At 59.9% G+C, this 18,328-nt stretch carries 17 protein-coding genes; 6 read left to right on the top strand and 11 right to left on the bottom strand.

What is annotated here, in order from left to right; translation table 11 throughout:
- Positions 1 to 9: 9 nt before the first annotated feature.
- A complete protein-coding gene (locus B0G74_RS30150) occupies positions 10 to 813 on the bottom strand; it encodes an enoyl-CoA hydratase/isomerase family protein (protein ID WP_132379074.1) in 804 nt (267 codons plus the stop codon).
- Between the two features lie 11 nt (positions 814 to 824).
- Positions 825 to 1,592, bottom strand: coding sequence for an SDR family NAD(P)-dependent oxidoreductase (locus B0G74_RS30155; protein WP_132379506.1), 768 nt, complete (start codon positions 1,590 to 1,592; stop codon positions 825 to 827).
- A gap of 347 nt (positions 1,593 to 1,939) precedes the next feature.
- Between B0G74_RS30155 and B0G74_RS30160 the strand changes: the two genes are divergently transcribed.
- The 3 genes from B0G74_RS30160 (at position 1,940) to gcvA (ending at position 5,698) form a co-directional block, all read left to right on the top strand.
- The gene (locus tag B0G74_RS30160; RefSeq protein WP_132379076.1) at positions 1,940 to 4,015 is read left to right on the top strand and encodes a CoA transferase; all 2,076 of its coding nucleotides are present in this window, start codon (positions 1,940 to 1,942) and stop codon (positions 4,013 to 4,015) included.
- A gap of 1 nt (position 4,016) precedes the next feature.
- Positions 4,017 to 4,442 carry an ester cyclase gene (locus B0G74_RS30165; RefSeq protein WP_132379078.1) on the top strand — a complete coding sequence of 142 codons (426 nt, stop codon included), beginning with the start codon at positions 4,017 to 4,019 and terminating at the stop codon, positions 4,440 to 4,442.
- Between the two features lie 356 nt (positions 4,443 to 4,798).
- Complete coding sequence (gene gcvA, locus B0G74_RS30170) at positions 4,799 to 5,698, top strand: transcriptional regulator GcvA (protein WP_132379080.1); 900 nt, start codon at positions 4,799 to 4,801, stop codon at positions 5,696 to 5,698.
- Positions 5,699 to 5,771: 73 nt separating this feature from the next.
- On the opposite strand, the gene B0G74_RS30175 is transcribed toward gcvA, so the two are convergent.
- From B0G74_RS30175 to B0G74_RS30185, 4 genes are all read right to left on the bottom strand, one after another.
- Entirely contained in the window at positions 5,772 to 6,944 is a 1,173-nt protein-coding gene (locus B0G74_RS30175; RefSeq protein ID WP_132379508.1) for a thiolase family protein, read from the bottom strand.
- A 67-nt stretch (positions 6,945 to 7,011) separates the two neighbouring features.
- Complete coding sequence (locus B0G74_RS47685) at positions 7,012 to 7,425, bottom strand: MFS transporter (protein ID WP_347814522.1); 414 nt, start codon at positions 7,423 to 7,425, stop codon at positions 7,012 to 7,014.
- The gene (locus tag B0G74_RS30180) at positions 7,307 to 8,317 is read right to left on the bottom strand and encodes an MFS transporter (RefSeq protein WP_243658351.1); all 1,011 of its coding nucleotides are present in this window, start codon (positions 8,315 to 8,317) and stop codon (positions 7,307 to 7,309) included. The genes B0G74_RS47685 and B0G74_RS30180 overlap by 119 nt, the downstream gene beginning before the upstream one ends.
- A gap of 309 nt (positions 8,318 to 8,626) precedes the next feature.
- Positions 8,627 to 9,574, bottom strand: a complete 948-nt coding sequence (locus B0G74_RS30185) for a LysR family transcriptional regulator (RefSeq protein ID WP_132379082.1) — start codon at positions 9,572 to 9,574, stop codon at positions 8,627 to 8,629.
- Positions 9,575 to 9,693: 119 nt separating this feature from the next.
- Here B0G74_RS30185 and B0G74_RS30190 point away from each other — a divergent pair, with 119 nt between their 5' ends.
- A complete protein-coding gene (locus B0G74_RS30190) occupies positions 9,694 to 10,419 on the top strand; it encodes an SDR family oxidoreductase (protein ID WP_132379084.1) in 726 nt (241 codons plus the stop codon).
- Between the two features lie 55 nt (positions 10,420 to 10,474).
- Here B0G74_RS30190 and B0G74_RS30195 read toward each other — a convergent pair whose 3' ends face one another.
- The 5 genes from B0G74_RS30195 to B0G74_RS30215 all read right to left on the bottom strand — a co-directional run bounded on the left by B0G74_RS30195 (position 10,475) and on the right by B0G74_RS30215 (position 15,768).
- On the bottom strand, positions 10,475 to 11,902 hold the full coding sequence (locus tag B0G74_RS30195) for a cytosine permease (RefSeq protein WP_132379086.1): 1,428 nt from the start codon (positions 11,900 to 11,902) through the stop codon (positions 10,475 to 10,477).
- Between the two features lie 171 nt (positions 11,903 to 12,073).
- Positions 12,074 to 13,237, bottom strand: coding sequence for an acetylornithine deacetylase (argE, locus tag B0G74_RS30200; RefSeq protein ID WP_132379088.1), 1,164 nt, complete (start codon positions 13,235 to 13,237; stop codon positions 12,074 to 12,076).
- Positions 13,230 to 13,907 (bottom strand): DUF1028 domain-containing protein, encoded by a 678-nt coding sequence (locus B0G74_RS30205; RefSeq protein WP_132379090.1) that lies wholly within the window; start codon positions 13,905 to 13,907, stop codon positions 13,230 to 13,232. The genes argE and B0G74_RS30205 overlap by 8 nt, the downstream gene beginning before the upstream one ends.
- Positions 13,908 to 13,917: 10 nt before the next feature.
- Positions 13,918 to 14,355, bottom strand: coding sequence for a RidA family protein (locus B0G74_RS30210; protein WP_132379092.1), 438 nt, complete (start codon positions 14,353 to 14,355; stop codon positions 13,918 to 13,920).
- A gap of 54 nt (positions 14,356 to 14,409) precedes the next feature.
- Positions 14,410 to 15,768, bottom strand: coding sequence for an NAD(P)/FAD-dependent oxidoreductase (locus B0G74_RS30215; protein WP_132379094.1), 1,359 nt, complete (start codon positions 15,766 to 15,768; stop codon positions 14,410 to 14,412).
- A 262-nt stretch (positions 15,769 to 16,030) separates the two neighbouring features.
- Between B0G74_RS30215 and B0G74_RS30220 the strand changes: the two genes are divergently transcribed.
- Positions 16,031 to 16,957 carry a LysR family transcriptional regulator gene (locus tag B0G74_RS30220; protein WP_132379096.1) on the top strand — a complete coding sequence of 309 codons (927 nt, stop codon included), beginning with the start codon at positions 16,031 to 16,033 and terminating at the stop codon, positions 16,955 to 16,957.
- 181 nt (positions 16,958 to 17,138) lie between these two features.
- Positions 17,139 to 18,302: an SRPBCC family protein gene (locus B0G74_RS30225; RefSeq protein WP_132379098.1), complete on the top strand. Its 1,164-nt coding sequence runs from the start codon at positions 17,139 to 17,141 to the stop codon at positions 18,300 to 18,302.
- The last annotated feature ends 26 nt before the right edge of the window (positions 18,303 to 18,328 follow it).

Raw genomic sequence — 18,328 nt, forward strand, 5'->3', positions numbered from 1 at the left:
GCCCTGGTTTCATCGACCCTTGAACTGCGGCTTGCGCTTTTCCGCGAAAGCCCGGCGCCCTTCGATACGATCTTCCGATTCTCGCATTGCGCCCCACGCCAACTCCGTGAATTCAAGCGCCTGGCTCAATGGCACATTGCTGCTGGTTTCGGCAACCTTCTTGATCATCTGGACGGCTAGCGGTCCGTTACCCGCGATGATCCTTGCCAGCTCCAACGCTTTATTCATCAGGGATTCGGGCTCAACCACGTCCGACACCAGCCCAACACGTTCTGCGTATCCTGCGTCGACCTTGCCACCTGTCAGCAGCATTTTCATTGCAACGGCGGACGGGACCGCTTTCTGAAGCGCCTGAATGCCGCAGACGGCCGGAATGCTGCCCACGGCAGCTTCAGGCAGGCCGAGCACAGCGTTGGTGGCGGCAATGCGCAGGTCGCACTGAAGGGCCAGCTCAAGACCTCCGCCCAGGCAATAGCCATTAATCGCGGCAATCATCGGCTTGAAGATTCGAAGCGAACTGAGTTCGATCAGACGAACGTAGACACCTTCAGCAGCGGCACGATCGATGGATTTGACGAACGACGAACCGAAGTTGGTCGAAGGCGGCAGCGTGTTCTTCAGGTCCGCCCCGACACAGAACGACTTACGCCCGGCGCCGGTCAAGACGATGACGCGAACTTCCTCGTCGTCTCGAGCCTCCGCCAAAACGGCGCGGAGTTCCTGCAGGCTCTCCAGATCGAGTGCGTTCAGTGCTTCCGGACGATCCAGGGTAACCGTTGCGATTCGATCCGAAACTGAGTAATGGATGGTCATGGCCTTGCTCCTCAAACACTCGGCGAGGACAGTGATCGCCCACCACAGACATATAGCGTCTGCCCCGTGATATAGGACGACTCCCTTTGCGCGAAGAACAGAACCGCCTGGGCGATATCGTCGGGCGTTCCAATGCGCTGGACCGGAACCGATTTCTTCAGACGTTCCTGCAGTTCGACGTCGAATTTGCGAAAGAGCGGCGTGTCCACGATTCCCGGAGCAACGGCGTTCACCGTAATGCCAGCACTCGCCCATTCAAGCGCGAGACTCCGCGTGAGGCTTACCACGCCACCCTTGGCGGCCGAGTAGTTCGATTGCCCCACGCCACCCAGCCATGCCCGCGAAGAAATATTGACGATGCGGCCATAATTGACCGGAACCATATGTTTCAACGCCGCCCGGCAGCACAGAAACTGCGATTTCAAATTGACGTTGATGACCGAATCCCACTCATCGTCGCTCATCTTGGTGATGCGTTTGTCTTTCACGATGCCGGCGTTGTTCACCAGAACGTCCAGCCGGCCCAGTCGCTCGGCGACCGCATCCACTGCCTGGTTCACGGATTCACTGCTCGTCACGTCCACTGGCATGCCTAGAACATCGGCCCCCGCGCGCGAAAGGGTTGTCGTGGCTTCATCGAGGCTGTCTAGGTCCATGTCAAACAGGACGATCCGTCGACCTTTCTGCGCCAAAGCCGATGCAATACCGAAGCCAATGCCTTTGGCACCGCCCGTGATGATTGCGACTTCGGCGTCGCGACCAGTTTCAGATGAGTTCATGATGTTTACGCACGCGAAGAGATGGATGAACACGGCCGCCATGAATGCCGGCGAGCGCTCGGGCCACTCAGTTGAAGAGTGGACCGATTGCGATAGATGCTATTGCGCCGCTGTTTGGCGGGCAAATCACTTTTTCGCCGAGTTCGATTGACTTTCACTGTAGCTAGTCCACGCGTTGTCACCACTCGTCGTTCAGTTCATCAAATGTCAACCCAAACAGCAGGAAATGTCGGTTGTACCACCCAGTTCGTTGCCATATCGTTGAATCAAGATGCGGCGTGTGTTGCTACCACGCGATCAATCTGTCATCGGTCAATGGATAGACACCGGACGTTTGGGAGACTGGAATGTTGGACGGAATGCGAATTCTCGCGTGGGGCTCACGCAGTGCAGTTGAATTGAGTGCGAGTCTGCTTGGACACGCGGGCGCGCAAGTGCATGTTGCAGACCCTGACTCAACTCAGTCGTTCTCAGGGTACGACGTGGTGATCGTCTCGTCTGATACGGCCAGTTTTGCAGCGTGGGCGGAGATATCGAGCTTGAAGGTGTCTGGCAAGCTCATCGTCTGCGACATATGCGCTACGGGCCCCCAGAGTGCGAGGTTTGCAGGCCGTTGGACAGATGGGCAAATCCAGGCGATCACGGGCCTGATGGACACGACGGGCTTTGAAAGCGGAGAACCGGTGAGTATCGGTATCCCGTTCACCGAAATCTCCGCAGCGTTATACGCTGCGGCGGCCATAGCGGCGGCATCGCGAGTCCTTCGTGTGCAAGGATTCGCACAGAACATCGACGTTTCCCTATTCGCCTGCGCGAGCAGCGCACTGACCACCTTTCTGCCGAAAGCGTTCACCCGCAGCAGCGTTGAACGTGTCGGGAACCGGCACCCGGCGTGCGCCCCGTGGAACGCGTATCGGACACTCGACGGTTGGATCCTGATTTGTACCAGCACCGAAGACCAGTGGCGAAAACTGAAGATCGCAATCAATCAACCGGCACTCGACGACATTCGCTTCGCGACCTTGAATGAAAGGGTCCGCAACGTAGATTCACTTGATCCGTTTATCGAGGCCTGGTCTTCCGAGTTGACTACCGATCAGTGCTGCGCCCTGTGCGAGAAAATCGGCGTGGCAGCGGGGCCTATCGTACCCATTTCGTTGCTCCATGAAGAGCCGAATTTCAAGCTGCGGCATCCAGTGGCCGCCGCACAGATTTTGGCGGGTGAAATCGGGAAGCACACGTATGCTGCGGTTACGCCGTTCCGGACATTCCCTCTGATGAACGATAGCGAGTTTCACGGCAATGCGCCTGAAACTCCGCGACGATTGACTGCGAAATCTGCCGGTTACGTTGCAGGATTAGAGGCGCGACAAGGCCCAAATCCAACCGGCGCGTTGACGGGCGTCCGGGTGATCGAGATCGGGCAATACACAACCGCGCCTCTCGTCGGAAAACATCTTGCGGCGCTCGGTGCCGAGGTGATCAAGGTTGAGCCGCTGGAGGGAGAAGTTGCGAGAAACTGGTCTCCGGGACAAGACGGGTTGAGCTATTTCTTTGCCCTCAACAACACCGACAAGAAGAGCATCTCGCTGGATCTGAAGCAGGCATCTCACCTGCGCTACCTCGAAGCGTTGCTCGCCACAAGTGATGTCCTCGTCGAAAACCTTCGTCCGGGCGCGCTAGCCAAACTTGGCCTGGACCGATCCTCTTTGAAAGAGATCAATCCGGCGCTGATCTACTGTTCGATCTCGGGATTTGGAATTGAGTCCGCTTATCCGACGCGACCTGCGTTTGATACGGTCATCCAGGCGATGAGCGGCCTCATGGACCTCACACGCGATGGTGACGGCTCTCCCGTGAAAGCGGGCGCATCGGCAGCCGACATTCTCGGCGGCCAGGCGGCCTTGTTTGCGATAGTCGCCGAACTCGTTGGACCGTCGGAAGGAAGCGGGAGGTTCGTAGAGATATCCATGCAGGACGTGGCGGCGTGGAGCTGTCTAATCGCTGCCGGCAATCCTGTTTCGAAAAGCATGACCATTGCCTGTTCGGACGGATACGTCTCGGCCGAGGCAACGAATTCCGTGGAAATCGAAGTGGTTCGTAGCCAGGCACCAGGCGCTCACTGTGAGGCGATGACTCGCGACCTCCTGATAGCAAAGCTTGAGTCACTGGGCATTGCAGCCGTGCCTGTAGTCCGCATGGACGAGCTAATGGACGACGCGGATTTTCTGGCGGATATATTGAGTGTCGGCCGGGACAATGAGGGGGCATTCTGGCCGCTCATAAAAATGCCCTATAGGCTGTCCCGCACGCCAGCAAAAGTTCGTACCGTTCCTAGCCGCCTTGAACCCGTGATGGTGCAGTTCACTGAAAAGCATGAGTCAACAAACGAAATACCTATCACCAATACGCACGAGAGTTGAAATGGCAAAGCGAGATTCAGTTCAGATCGCCGAGAAATTCTGGCGTGAAGTATGGCAGCTGCGTAATCCGAACGCTGCGGACCATCTGGTTTCGGAAGACTTCACCGTGACGTCCGGCGGTGTGGATATCAGATCGCGCGAAGCGTTCAAAAAGTGGGTGGCAGCATTCCTGTCAAGCATTGACGACTTTGAATTCAATGTCATCGAAACATTCCAGAACGAGACGGGCGACCGAGTGGTGACTCGCTGGCGTGTCACGGGCAAAAACAAGGGTTTCATGGGTTCTGAATCGTGCGGGTCGCCGATCGACATGACGGGAACTGCCGTCTTGAATGTTGGTGAAGACGGTCTGCTAAGACACAACTGGGTGGAGCGCAGCGCGTTGGAAGTACTTCGGAGTCTGTCCGCGAAAAAATCGATCGTTTGAGGCCGGATCGGCGTCGACCTGTCGCCGTTCCAATGTCCTCTGATTCAGCGACCGAATCGAGCTGAAGCAGCTACTTCGCCCACTCCTCGCGCCGCGCCAGCGAATGAAGTCAACAACGGTTGGCCGGCCCGCGAATCCACGCGACACAGCCGGAATTCGCGGTGCCAATCACGGCTTTCTTCTAAGCTCGGGCGGAGAAGTCTGTCGCACCGTTCGCAACTCCTTCCATACTTCCATCTCCTGCGTCATGTAGGCGCTTTTTTGCTGCCACAGCGACCAGCGTGTCGATGCCGCGCAGCCGTCGCAACGGAGAGTTCGGCGAATCGACCACCGTAGGTACGTGGTAACATTTCGTCATGCGAACGCTTCCGTCTCTCAACGCTCTGCGAGCTTTCGAAGCCGCGGGTCGGCTCCTCAGCGTCCAACTGGCCGCGGAGGAATTGCATGTCACGCCCGCCGCCGTTAGCCGCCACATCAAGCTGCTCGAAGATCAGCTCGGCGTGACGCTGTTTGACCGGGGACATCGGTCGATAACGCTAACGCCGATGGGCGAGCGCTATCTCGTGGACATCGCGCGCGCCTTCGAGGCGATGCGCACTGCGACCGTCAATCTGACCGAGAGTCGCCGCAGGCGGCACCTCAAGATCCGCGCATACACGACATTTTCGAGGAATTGGCTCATTCCTCGCCTTTCGTCGTTTCATCTTCAGCACCCGGATATTGAAGTGATTCTCACAACGTCGCTTCACGCGGTCGATTTCAACACCGACGATGTGGACGCTGCGATACGGTTGTCCCACGCGCCGTCATCCGACATCGGTTTTGATCGGCTTGTGCCGAACGAGCTCGTCCCTGTCTGCAGCCCGGAATTCCTGCATGCTCATCCGGACCTGACGGACGCGACGCCGGAGGCGCTACGCACAGTACCTTTGCTTCACTCGCTCGCGCGCCGGGAAGATTGGGCAAAGTGGCTCGATGCCGCGGGCGTGCAAGGCGTCAATCCGCTCGGCGGTCTGAGTTATGAGAGTTCGATCCTTGCGTATTTCGCGGCCACGCAAGGGCATGGCGTCGCAATAGCGCAGCGTGTTCTGATAACAGAAGATCTGGATTCCGGCCGTCTCGTGATGCCGTTCTCCTTCGTTCTCGATGAAGGCGCGTTCACGTACTATCTTGTCTATCCCAAGAGCCGCATCTCGTCGCCCGAATTTACGGCTTTCCGCGAGTGGCTTCTCTCGGTGGGTGGCGGGCAGACCTGATCTGTCCGCCACTCTGACTGCCCGCACCGCCATCCTATCGGAGCGACGACGTGCGGTGCAGCACGTCTTGAGATCAAGTCGAGAGGATGGTTACGAGAGCGACGGCCGAATCACCCGCCAGTTGACCACCATTGTTCTCGGCGAGTGCCACTTTGGCACCCGGACGCTGACGAGCGCCCGCCATTCCCCGCAGTTGCTGGGTCAATTCGACAATTTGCGCGACACCTGTCGCCCCAACCGGATGACCACGGGAAAGAAGGCCGCCGCTCGGGTTGACGGAGATGCGACCACCGATGTCGGTGTCACCCGAACGGATTAGTTTGGCTGCATCGCCCGGAGGACAGAGGCCGAGATTTTCGTAGTGGATCAGTTCGGCCGGCGCGGAGGCGTCGTGAAGTTCGACCACGTGAACATCGGACGGCCCGATTCCCGCTTCTTCGTATGCCGCTCTCGCCGCTCGTACCGCAACGAGATCACCCGACCCATCGGCTTTCGCGGATACGATCGAACTTGCGCAAATGTAGACAGGACGAATATCGTGCTTCTTCGCGTAATCTTCCGAACAAATGAAGAGCGCGGCTGCGCCATCGCCAATCGAGGAGCACATGAACAGAGTGAGCGGATTGCTGACCATCCGGCTCTCCAGGACTTCTTCGATTGTCGTTTCCTTGCGGAATTGCGCGACCGGGTTAAGGGAACCGGCGCGACGGCTCTTCACCACGACCCGCGCGAAGTCGCTCGCCTCTGCACCAGTCTTTTCCATCCATTTGCGAGCCTTGGCGGCATAAAGATCCATGAAGAGCGAGCCGGTTCCGGCTGTCACGCCTTCAGGCAGCGGTTCCTCTAGATCGACGGCCTTCGCGAATGCACCGAACGAGACGGCCTTATCTTCGTGAGTGAGTTTCTCCGTACCGACCACCAGCGCCGTTTCGGATTGTCCGGAAGCGACCGAGAGCCACGCCAGATTAAGGGCTGAACTGCCGGAGGCACAGGCATTCTCGACGTTATACATCGGCTTGCCATCGAGCCCGGTATTGCGAAGCGACGATTGCGCGCGAATCATCTCCTGACCGGTAACAACGCCTGCTGCCGCGTTGCCGAAATAAATCCGGTCTACGTCGTTGACCGTAACGCGAGCGTCCTTGAGCGCGAGGCCGACTGCTTCCTCCGACAGTGACTTCAGATTCCGCTCGATAAATTTACCAAAGTGCGTCATACCGATACCGCCAATAACGACCTTACGCATTTCTTTCTCCATCAATTCCAAGAATGTTCCGGGAGGCACTCACTCCGAGGCACCCGCATTACCTACATCAATCCAGCACCTTTCCTTTCGTCTCGGGCATCACGGCGTATACGCAGAATCCGACTGCGCAAACCACCGCGATGTAGACCCATATGTAATCCGAGAAGCCCGCGTTCGACATGGCTGTCACGATGTACGGAAGCGTTCCGCCAAACAGCGTCGCTGAGATCGCGTAAGGCAAGGCGACGCCGGTCGCGCGGATCTCCGCCGGAAACTGCTCGGCCATCACCGCTGCGCAGGTAGCGGTAAAGCCTGACGAGAGCAACATGCCAATCGTCACAATGACCGTGTCCGTCCAGAAATCATTCGCGAGAAAATGGAGACTCGGCCACGCGAAGACTGCGGAACCGCCGGCAAAACGCGAGCAGAACAGGCCTGCGGCCAATTCGGTCAGAGAGCTTTCCAAAAAATGGAATCGCAACGAGTGAAACCACGATTGAGATGACGCTGGCGCTGAAGCCGTCACGCAGCGGCAGACCCGTCCGCATGTGGGCGAAAGTTGGGAACAGGACGAGCCAGAGATAAACAGACAAGTTCCCTGCCATGGCGATACCAATCACGCGCAACGCGGCGCGGCGATGTTCGCCCACCAGGACCAGAAATGGATGTCGGCGATGTTGATGGCTACCGGCTGTTTTCTTGAAAGCTTCGGTTTCTGAAACGGATAGACGCACCCACAGAGCCACGAAACCCATCAGACCGGCAATCGCGAATGCAAGCCGCCAGCCCCAACTTGCCATGCTTTGTTCGCTGATACAGGATGTCAGCACGTAGCCGATCATCGCCGCGACAAGGACGCCAGCGTTCACCGCAAAGTGTTGCCACGAGCCGGTAAATCCGCGTCGCGAGGGCGCGGAGGACTCTATGAGAAAAGTGGACGCGGAGCCGAATTCCCCACCGGCTGCGAATCCCTGCACCAGCCGTGCGACAACAAGAATAATCGGCGCCATCATTCCGATTGCCGCGTATCCCGGACACACTGCAATCACGAGGGAACTCCCGGCCATCAATGCGACTGAGAGAGCAAGACCATTCTTTCGTCCGTGACGATCTGCATAAGCGCCTAGAACAGCACCACCGATTGGCCGCATGACGAATCCGACTGCAAATACGGCGAAGGCAGAGAGCAGCGATATCTTTTCATTGTGGGCCGGGAAGAAATGGCGGGAAAACAGCGAGGCGAATGTTGCATAGATGATCCAGTCGGCAAACTCGACGATAGTGCCCAGAGTCGCGGCAGCAATCGCTTTTTTCTGTTCACGCGTGAACGGGATCGAAGCTTCCACGGTAGCGTTGGACAAGGCGGTATTCATATCTGTCTCCATCAATCCTTATGGGTAAAGCGCATGGCTAGTCGCGGTGTCATGGACGTGGCTGCCCCATTCGCCACGCCTGGGTTCGTGGAGAGGATATTCAGCAGATCAAGCCATCATTGCCGGAGTTCTTGCCAGTGCCGCCCTGGCGACTTAGCACATGTAGGCATCGTAGGTTTGCGTGTGATTTCGACGCAAACTACTTTTTTTGCTGGTTGGATTGACTTTTTTCTGGTGCAGCGAGGACAGCAGGAATCGAGCGGTGCCATGTCTGACATGGCGCTCGGTGATGAGCATTCTGGCCTGTCTTCAAGGACGGGGCGATCTTCTTTCGCTTACAACGAACGCGTCTATGAACTCCGCTGCCAGCCACGCGAGTCCCGGATCCTGATCCCTGGACGCAGCCCACATCAGCGCGACTTCATAGCCGGGCACGTCGAATGGCAATGGACTCATCGCCAGATCCAATGTGTCGCGCCAGACGCGACCGATGAAATCCGGCACCGTGGCGATCGCCGGCGTGTGCCGCACGATAAACGGGCTAGTCGCGAAATTCGAGCTGGAGAACACCACGTCACGATTGAGACCCTGCATGGCCAGCTGCTCGTCTATAAAGCCTTGCAGGCCGGCGCTGAACGAGGTGAGCACATGCCGGTGCCGCAGGAACTCATCCATTGACAGACGCTTGCGGCGCGTCTTGACGAGGCGCGGATTGTAGACGCTCACGAAGCGCCACTGAAACAGCGGGCGGCGCCGCTGCCACTGCACGCACTCCGGGAACACGCCGACCGCCAGTTCGATCGCGCCCTCGTCGAGCATCGCCGCCGCGCGCGTCGAGTCTGTAGAGCAGGCGATCAGTTTCACGCCCGGCGCCTTGCTGGCCAGGCGCCCCATGATCTCCGGCATCAGCAGGACCTCGAGCGAATCGCTCAAGCCAATGCGAAACACGCGCTGAGCCTGTGCCGGATCGAACGCCGGCGGTTGCGTGAGCGCCTGGTGCAGCGATTGGAGGAAGGGCTCGACCTGCCGCGCCAGTTCGAGCGCGCGGGGCGTCGGCGTAATGCCGTGCGGAGTACGCACGAACAGTTCGTCGCCGAACGCCTCCCGAAGACGCTTCAGCGCGCCACTCATCGCCGGCTGGCCAAGGAAGAGTCGCTGAGCGGCACGCGTGACGCTGCGTTCCTCCAACAGCGCGCGAAAGGCCAGCAGCAAGTTCAGGTCGAAACGCCTGAAATCATTCTCAATGATGTCGGTCATCGTCACAAACGATTTGAATGATATGAGCCTGACACGCATTCTAGCGCCAAGGAGGTGCGCTGCAAGGCGATGTGAGGGCACATCGGCCCGTGCCTCCTATCATCGACAGGAACAGCGACATGGATTGGCAGAATCAGAAAGTCGTCGTGTTGGGTGGTTCGTCCGGCATTGGACTAGCGACGGTGTCTCGGCTGAAGGAAGCCGGTGCGCATGTCGTGGCAGTTGGCCGCGGCCAGGCCAAACTGGATGAGGCGCTCGCTGGCCTCGAAGGACGTGGGACTGTCACCGGCAATGCACTCGACTGCACCGACCGCGCCGCGCTCGACGGTTTCTTCGGCCGCCTGGGTGGCATCGATCATCTGGTGCTGACGCTCTCCGGCGGCGAGGGCGCTGGCCCGTTCAAGGAACTCGATTTGACATCCTTGCGCCGCGGCTTCGAGGCAAAGTTCTGGCCGCAGCTGGAAGCGGTCCAAGCTGGTCTCGCGGCCCTGCGCCGCGACGGCAGTTTGACGTTCGTGACTGCGATTTCCGCGCGCATCGCCAATCCGGGCACTGCCGGATTGGGCGCGATCAACGGCGCGCTCGAAAGCATGATCGGGACGCTCGCGCGCGAACTGGCGCCGTTGCGCGTCAATGCCGTGTCGCCCGGCGTGGTCGATACCGCCTGGTGGGACAGATTTCCCGGCAGCGTCAAAGAGGACCTTTTTCGTCAGCAGGCCGAAACCCTGCCGGTGCGACGTGTCGGCGATGCGCAAGACGTCGCGCACGCGCTGCAGTTTCTGATGGAGAACACCTTCATGACGGGCGCGGTCATCGAATGCGACGGCGGCTTGCGGCTGCTATGACGGTGCCTCCATCGATCACCCGCATCGCCGCGCCGATGCGGAGGCACCTCAACGGTTATGACTGTCCCGCCGGGTGACGCGCGACACTGGCACCCGCTTGTCTGCGCCGATAGTGGGTGTCCCGCGACGCGAGCCAGTAATACAGCGGCGACGTCAGAAGCAGTCCGATAACCCACGAGAGATCCGCGCCATCGAGATACTTCGGCACGGGACCCGCGTACATCGGCGTGTTCATGAACGGAATCTGCACGACGATGCCGATTCCATAGGCAATCAGCGCCTGTGGATTGAAGCGGCCGTAGATGCCGCCGTCCACCTGGAAGATCGACTGGATGTCGTATTTGCCTTTGTGGATCACATAGAAGTCGATCAGATTGATCGCGGTCCACGGCACCAGCACGACCAGCAGCGCGAGCACGAGATCGACCAGATTGCCGACGAAATTCGTCGACGCGCCGATCGCGCCATAGCAGCATGCGAGGAGAATCGCGATCGACAGCACGGCCCGCGCTTTCGCCGTGGGAATCCAGCGATAGGCGAAGGTCTGCAAGGACGTGATGGCTGCGAGGACCGCGCCGTAAAGGTTTAGCGCGTTATGGCTGATCACGCTCAGCAGGAAGAGGACGAGCATCGGCAGTCCGAGCGGTCCGGTGGCCAGCTTGACGGCGTCCATCGCGTCGGCGCCGGGCGGCACCGCGAGTACGGCTACGGCGCCGAAGGCAAACGCGAGTGTCGAGCCGATCGTACAGCCGAGGTAGGTCGCCCAGAACGTCGATGCGACGCGCACGTTCTCCGGCAGATAGCGCGAATAGTCTGAGACGTACGGGGCAAAAGCGATCTGCCAGAGCGCCGATAGCGAAACGGTGGCGAGCCAGCCGGCGATGTTGAATCCGCCGCGCGTCAGAAAATCGTCCGTGGCGATATGCGTGAGGATATAGCCGAATCCGATGAAAATGCCGATTCCGAGCACCCAGGTTCCGATCCGGTTCAGGATATGGATGATCCGGTAACCGATGATTCCAATCAGCCCTGATCCCAACGCGCCGATCACGATGCCAACAGGAACCGGGATGCCGTTTTCAATGCCATGAAGAGACTTCCCGGCGAGCACGATATTGGACGCGAAGAAGCCCACGTACATCACGCCTGCGATCACGGTGACCAGCAGCGCGCCCCATGAACCGAACTGCGCGCGGCTCTGAATCATCTGCGGGATGCCCATTTGCGGGCCCTGCGCCGAATGCAACGCCATCAGCACGCCGCCGACGGCCTGACCGACGACGATCGCCACGATGCCCCACAGCAAATTCAAGTGGAAGATCTGCACGCCGAGCGCGCCCGTGACGATGGGCAATGGCGCGATGTTGCCGCCGAACCAAAGCGTGAACAGATCGCGCACCTTGCCATGGCGATCCTCGGGCGGCACATAACCGATGGTGTGTTTTTCGATCAACGCCGAGGCATTGCTTTCCGAAGTATTCAAGTTCGTCTCCTGTGTCGACGGGAGTTAGCGCTTGAGCGCTTATTCCCGTCCCTTACGTGATCAGGCGTGTTCGGTCTACCGAATCGCCATGCCTGGCATTCGAAAGTACTTGAGAGTCGCCTCTCTATTTGAGCGACGTGCCGCCGCGGCAGCGTCCGCGATGTCTACGTCTCAGGCCGCAGCCGAAGCGTAGTCCGCCAGCCGACCCAGCATCGCATCGCAATCGCGCAATTGCTCGACGGTGACGAATTCGTCCGGCTTATGCCCTTGGTCCATGCTGCCGGGTCCGCAGACCACTGTTGGAATGCCCGCCTGATCGAAGAGCCCGCCCTCGGTGCCGAATGCGACCGTGCCGAACTCCATGGAGCCGCTGAGCAGCGCCAAAAGACGTGCCGCTTCGCTATCCGGAGATGTGGCCAACCCCGGATATGCGGAGAGCGGCTGAAGCCGGATGTCGGTGTCGGACTTCACGGCGCGCATCTTCGGCAATAGCTCTGCCTCGGCGTAAGTCTGCAACTCGTCGGCTACCTGGTTTGCGTCGAAGCCAGGCAGCGCACGCACTTCGAAGTCGAATTCGCATTCGGCCGGCACGATGTTGAGCGCACGGCCGCCTTTGATCACGCCCGTCTGCACGGTCGAGAACGGTGGATCGAATCGCTCGTCGTGATGCTCGGGCTGCGCCAGTTGCTCGCCGATCTCTTCCAGACGGCCGATCATCCGCGCCGCGTATTGAATGGCGTTGACTCCATACGGCGCATAAGCTGAATGGCAAGGCGCGCCTTTCACCTGACAGCGCATCGCCAGCTTGCCCTTATGGCCCAGCACCGGCTTAAGCTCGGTCGGCTCGCCGATCAGGCACAGGGCCGGCTTGTGGTCACGCTGCTCCAAGTCCGCCAACAGCGGCCGCACGCCGAGGCATCCGACTTCCTCGTCGTACGAAAAAGCGAGGTGCACCGGCAACTTCAACTCGCGCTCGATAAACCCGGGCACCGCCGCCAGCACCGAAGCGATAAAGCCCTTCATATCGGCCGTGCCACGGCCATACAGCCGCCCGTCGCGCTCGGTGAGACGGAATGGATCGACGGTCCAAGCCTGGCCATCGACGGGCACCACGTCGGTATGGCCGGACAGCACGATGCCGCCGCCCTCACGCGGACCGATGGTGGCGAACAGATTCGCCTTGGTTCGCTCGGCGTTGTAGAACAGCTCGCTCTCGACGCCGAGTTCCTCCAGGTACAGCCGAATGAATTCGATCATGTCCAGATTGGAATCCCGGCTGACCGTGGCGAAGCCGATCAGCCGTTCGAGCAGCGCGCGGCTGGATCTGTCATTCATTGCCGGGCACTCCGTAGCTGGGCGCGGCGGTTGGATTCAACGCCCGCGTCAAGTAGTCCTGCATCTGCGGGCGATAGGCCTGCCACAGACCGTCGAGCTGGCCGATGGGGTCGTCGTCCGCCCAATCGACCCGCAAATCGACGATCGGCCAGCTCACGTCGCCCACGATCTTGAGCGCCGCCGAATGCACGGGCCCCGCTTCGCCGCCGGCAGCTATCGCAGCATGCATGGCCGCGAGCAGGCGATCGGCAAGCGTGCCGGATGCCTGCTCGAACGCCGGCAGCATGGCCTCGATCACTTCGATGGCGGCGAGCATGTTGCCTGCGGCTACGCACTGCTTGCCGGCGACAGCGTGATACGTGCCCAGCGCTTCCTTGCCGCTGAAGAACGCCGTGCGACCCTCGCCATCGATCACCGTCACCTGGCGGTACTCGCTCCACTCGCTCGCGCCGAGCACGCGGTCCAATGCCGCGGCGGGATCGAGTTGCCCGTTTTCCAGAAGGTCGAGAATCTGCGGCCCTAGCGCGGGCAGCGTGACGTTCTGCGTCGCCACCGCGCCCACGCCTGCGCGCAGCCACGGGCAGCGAGCGCCCACCGCGATGCTGGACGAACTGATCGCGATTCCAAGCTGCCCCGATTCCGGGCAACGTCCGACGATAGAGAATGTCATGTCCCGCTCCTTAGGCCTTCGGTGACGTCCATCCATCTGGAATGACCGCGATAACGTCGATCTCCATCAACCACTGCGGCTGACCCAACGCGACCACCACCAGACCGGTCGAAATGGGAAACACGCCCTTCAGCCACTTGCCGACTTCCTGATAGACCGGCTCGCGGTAACGGATGTCGGTCAGGAATGTCGTCGTCTTGACGATGTGCGACAGGTCGCTGCCCGCTTCTTCCAGCAATTGCTTGACGTTCTTCATCGCTTGCTCGGCCTGGGCACGCGGATCGCCGATGCCGACCAGGCGGCCTTCGAAATCCGTGCCCACCTGACCGCGCACGTAGACCGTGTTGCCGGCGCGCACGGCCTGGCACAAATCGTTGTCGAGCGTCTGGTTCGGATACGTATCTTTCGTATTGAACATACGGATACGGGTATGCGTAGGTTGGCTCATCAATGCACCTTAATGTTAGGAAGAAATGGATTGCGGATCAGAGAGGCGTATGCATCAATTCACACCCATCTCGCTGACTTTGTGGACGCGTGAATCGGCGGATGTGTTTTCAACGCTTGCAACGCTGTTCTCGCGGCGGCCGTGCGCCTCGCGTTGCTCATCATCGTAATAAGCCAGGTATTTACGCTGTGTGACGATGTGATCGGCGATGTGTTTCGCGTCGTGCCACACGCCCCAGATGAATGCGGAGCCGCGGCGCGATAGCCAGGGCAGACCGAGGAAATAGATGCCAGGCTCCTTCGATACGCCGCGCTGATGTTTCGGCTTACCCGTTTCATCGAAAGCGTTGACGTTCAACCAGCTGAAATCGACTGCATACCCGGTCGCCCAGACAATCGACGTCACACCGGCTTTCGCCAGATCGAGATCGTGCAACGGGTGGGTCACGCATTCCGGATCCGCGGGAATGACGCGGGCTTCGGGTTCTTCGGGAAGCTCGAGACCGTTGCGCTCGGCATACGCGTCGGCCGCGTCCAGCAGCGACAGATAGTTCTCGTCGCCGCGCGCGATGTTCGCCGCGAGATCCGCTTCGAAGGTCACTACGCCGCCATCGAATGATTTCGTCAGACCCACGAGCGTGATGCCCTGATTCGCGAGACGCCGGAAGTCCACCGTATGGCCACCACGCGAACCGCTCACTGCAATCGTGACGTGCTCCCTGCCCGGCTTCATGACCTCCGCATCCCATTCGCCGAGCACGCCGAGCCACCAGCAGAAGTCGCGACCGCGATAGGCGCGCGGCGGACGATCGTGCGCGCCGACCGACAGATAGACGCGCTTGCCCGCCCGCTGCAACTCGTCCGCGATCTGCACGCCCGACGATCCCGCACCCACCACCAACACGCCCCCTTCGGGCAATTGATTCGGATTGCGATAGTCGGCGGAATGAATCTGCGTAAGTTTCGGATCTTGCGGCGCGATCGGCGGAATGACGGGCCGCTGGAAAGGCCCGGTTGCGACCACCACGCGATTGGCCTCGATCGTGCCTTCCGACGTTTCGATGGTGAAGCCCTGCCGCCCCGCATTGCGCACGACCTTCTTCACGTCCACGCCGGTGCGGATCGGTGCTTCAAACTTTTTCGCGTAAGCGACGAAATAGTCCGCGACCTGCTCCTTCGAAGCGAACGCGTCGGGGTCGAAGTCCGCGAACTCGAGATTGGGGAAACGATCGTGCCACGCGGGGCCATTGGCAACCAGCGAATCCCAGCGTCCCGTGCGCCAGCGCTCCGCGATACGAGCGCGTTCCAGCACGAGATGCGGCACGCCAAGCTTGCTCAAATGTTCGCTCATGGCGACGCCGGCCTGACCGGCGCCGACTACGAGCGTGTCGATTGACGTTGTTTCCACTGTCATGGCTGTGTCCTTCTGAAAAGGCGGAATGTTTCGATTCGATCGCGGCGTCGCGGCCTTTCAGCGCTTGCGATCGTTGCGGACCCGGTAGTGTTTTCGACGGCGCGTTGCCGCCTGGTCCGTTCGTCTGCGTGAAAATCTACGCGCCCCTTCAGAATTTGAAAAATATATTTAAAAAATGCATGGCATCGGATTTACCTATGCAGGCCTTTTTGACCGCTTCACAATGCCGCCCATTGGAGACCTTGAACACGGAGCCTCGTCGATGGAGAGTCAACCGTTGCGCTACTCGTTGCGCCAGTTGCGTTATTTCGTGGTCACGGCAGAAGCCTTGTCCTTCACCGCCGCCGCCAAGCGTCTGCACATCTCACAGCCGTCCATCTCGACGGCGCTCGCGGATCTCGAAGTGTCGTTCGGCGTGCAACTCTTCATACGGCATCACGCGAGCGGCCTCTCGCTCACGCAAGCCGGCCGCGATCTGCTGGGGCAAGCGCGCAATCTTCTGAAGTTCGCGGAGGAATTGCAGACCACCGCGAAGGAAATGGACGGCGGCATGACAGGCGCCATCACGCTCGGCTGCCTCGTCTCGCTTGCGCCGCCGCTCATGCCGGGCCTGATCAGCCGATTCACGGGCGAGAACGCCGGCATCTCGTTTCGCACGGTCGAGGCGCATCAGGATGGCCTCTTGCGCGGCCTGCACGACGGCTCGCTCGACATCGCCCTCACCTACAGCCTCGACTTGACCGAGGAAATCGCCTTCACGCCGCTGCTCTCGTTGCCGCCTTATGCGATCCTGCCGAGGACGCATCGTCTGGCACGCGCGCGCAAGATATCGCTCGCAGACCTCCTGCCCGAGCCGTACGTGATGCTCGACCTGCCGCACAGCCGCGAGTACTTCGCCGCACTCTTCGACGCGGTGGGTAGCCGTCCTGTGCCCGCGTTCCGTTCATCACAGCCGGAGGTCGTGCGCGGCATGGTGGCCAACGGTCTCGGCTATAGCCTCCTGAACTTTCCGCTCAAATCGACTCGCACTGTCGATGGGGAAGAGTTCGTCATTAAGCGCTTCAAAGACAACGTCAACGCAACGACACTCGGCATCGCGCAATCGCGCACAATGAAGCCGCGCCAGGTAGTGCATCGCTTCGCGTCGTTCTGCGAAACCTATATTCGGCGGTTGCATATCGATGCATGATAGGAAAGCGTGTTCGTTTGCTTTAAACGTGCACGCACTGCATAGGCAAAAGCTTTGCTTTGTATCTGAAAACAATATTTTGGCTTGCAATTTGGCTTGATAGATTGGTGTCCATGTTGAGCGCCACGCCGCAAAGCCTTACGTCGCCGCGCTTTTACCGTGACGAATCGAGGGGGAGACCATGAGCAACCCGGCAAGGACGATCGCAGTGCAAGCGCTTGTCGACGAACTGCAGACGGGTTGCGAACGGCCGTTCAGCGATGCGCACGCGATGCCGCCCGGTGTCTATACGTCGCCCGAATTCCTCACGCTGGAAGAGCGCGCTATCTTCGAGCGTGAATGGCAATGCGTCGGCCGCGCGAGTGCGCTCAAAGTGCCCGGCGATTACATGACGGCGCGGATCGGAGCGCAACCGATCGTCGTATTGCGCGACGAACAGATGCAGCTCAAGGCGATGTCGAACGTGTGCCTGCACCGCATGTCGGTACTGCTCGAAGGACGCGGCAACGTGCGTCGCATCGTCTGCCCATATCACGCCTGGAACTATTCTCTGGACGGCGCACTGCAAGGCGCACCGCTCATGGATCGGCAAGAGGGCTTCTGCAAGGAAAGCTACAAACTGCCCGCCGTGCGCTGCGAAGAATGGCAAGGCTGGATCTACGTGACCCTCGACGAAAACGCGCCGCCCGTTCATGCGCAGCTCGCCGAACTGAGCGAGCTCGTCGGTGCGTACGGCATGGCGGACTACATCGAAACTTTCTATGAAGAGCACGTGTGGGACACGAACTGGAAGATCCTCGCGGAAAACTTCATGGAAAGCTACCACCTGCCGATGCTGCATCGCGCGACGGTAGGACCGCATTCTCGTCTCGAGGAGATGGAATGCCCGCCCGGCTATCCGGCCTTCAACTATCACTGGATCACGAAGGAAGCGTCCTTGCCCATCGGCAACGCGCATCCGGACAACGCGCGCCTCACGGGACATTGGCGCAAAACCACGGCGCTGCTCGCGATCTATCCGACGCATCTCGTCACGCTTACGCCGGGTTACTTCTGGTATCTCGTGCTGCAGCCTCAAGGCGTGGAGCGCGTGCATATCCGCTTCGGCGGCGGACTTGCGCCGGAGTTCATCGCCGATCCCGAAGCCAACGCGCACATGACGACGCTAAAGAAGCTGCTCGACGAAGTGAACGCGGAAGACAAACGCGGCGTGGAAGCCGTCTTTCGCGGCGTGCACGCGCCACTCGCGAAGCCCGGTCACTTGAGCCCTCTCGAACGCCCCAACTATGACTTCGCGCGCTATGTCGCCAGCAAAATCGCCGCGACGCAGCCCGGCACGCATTGATTACGACGCACCATCGACAGGACGCG

Source organism: Paraburkholderia sp. BL9I2N2 (genome assembly GCF_004339745.1).
In the GTDB taxonomy this organism is placed as follows: Bacteria; Pseudomonadota; Gammaproteobacteria; order Burkholderiales; family Burkholderiaceae; genus Paraburkholderia.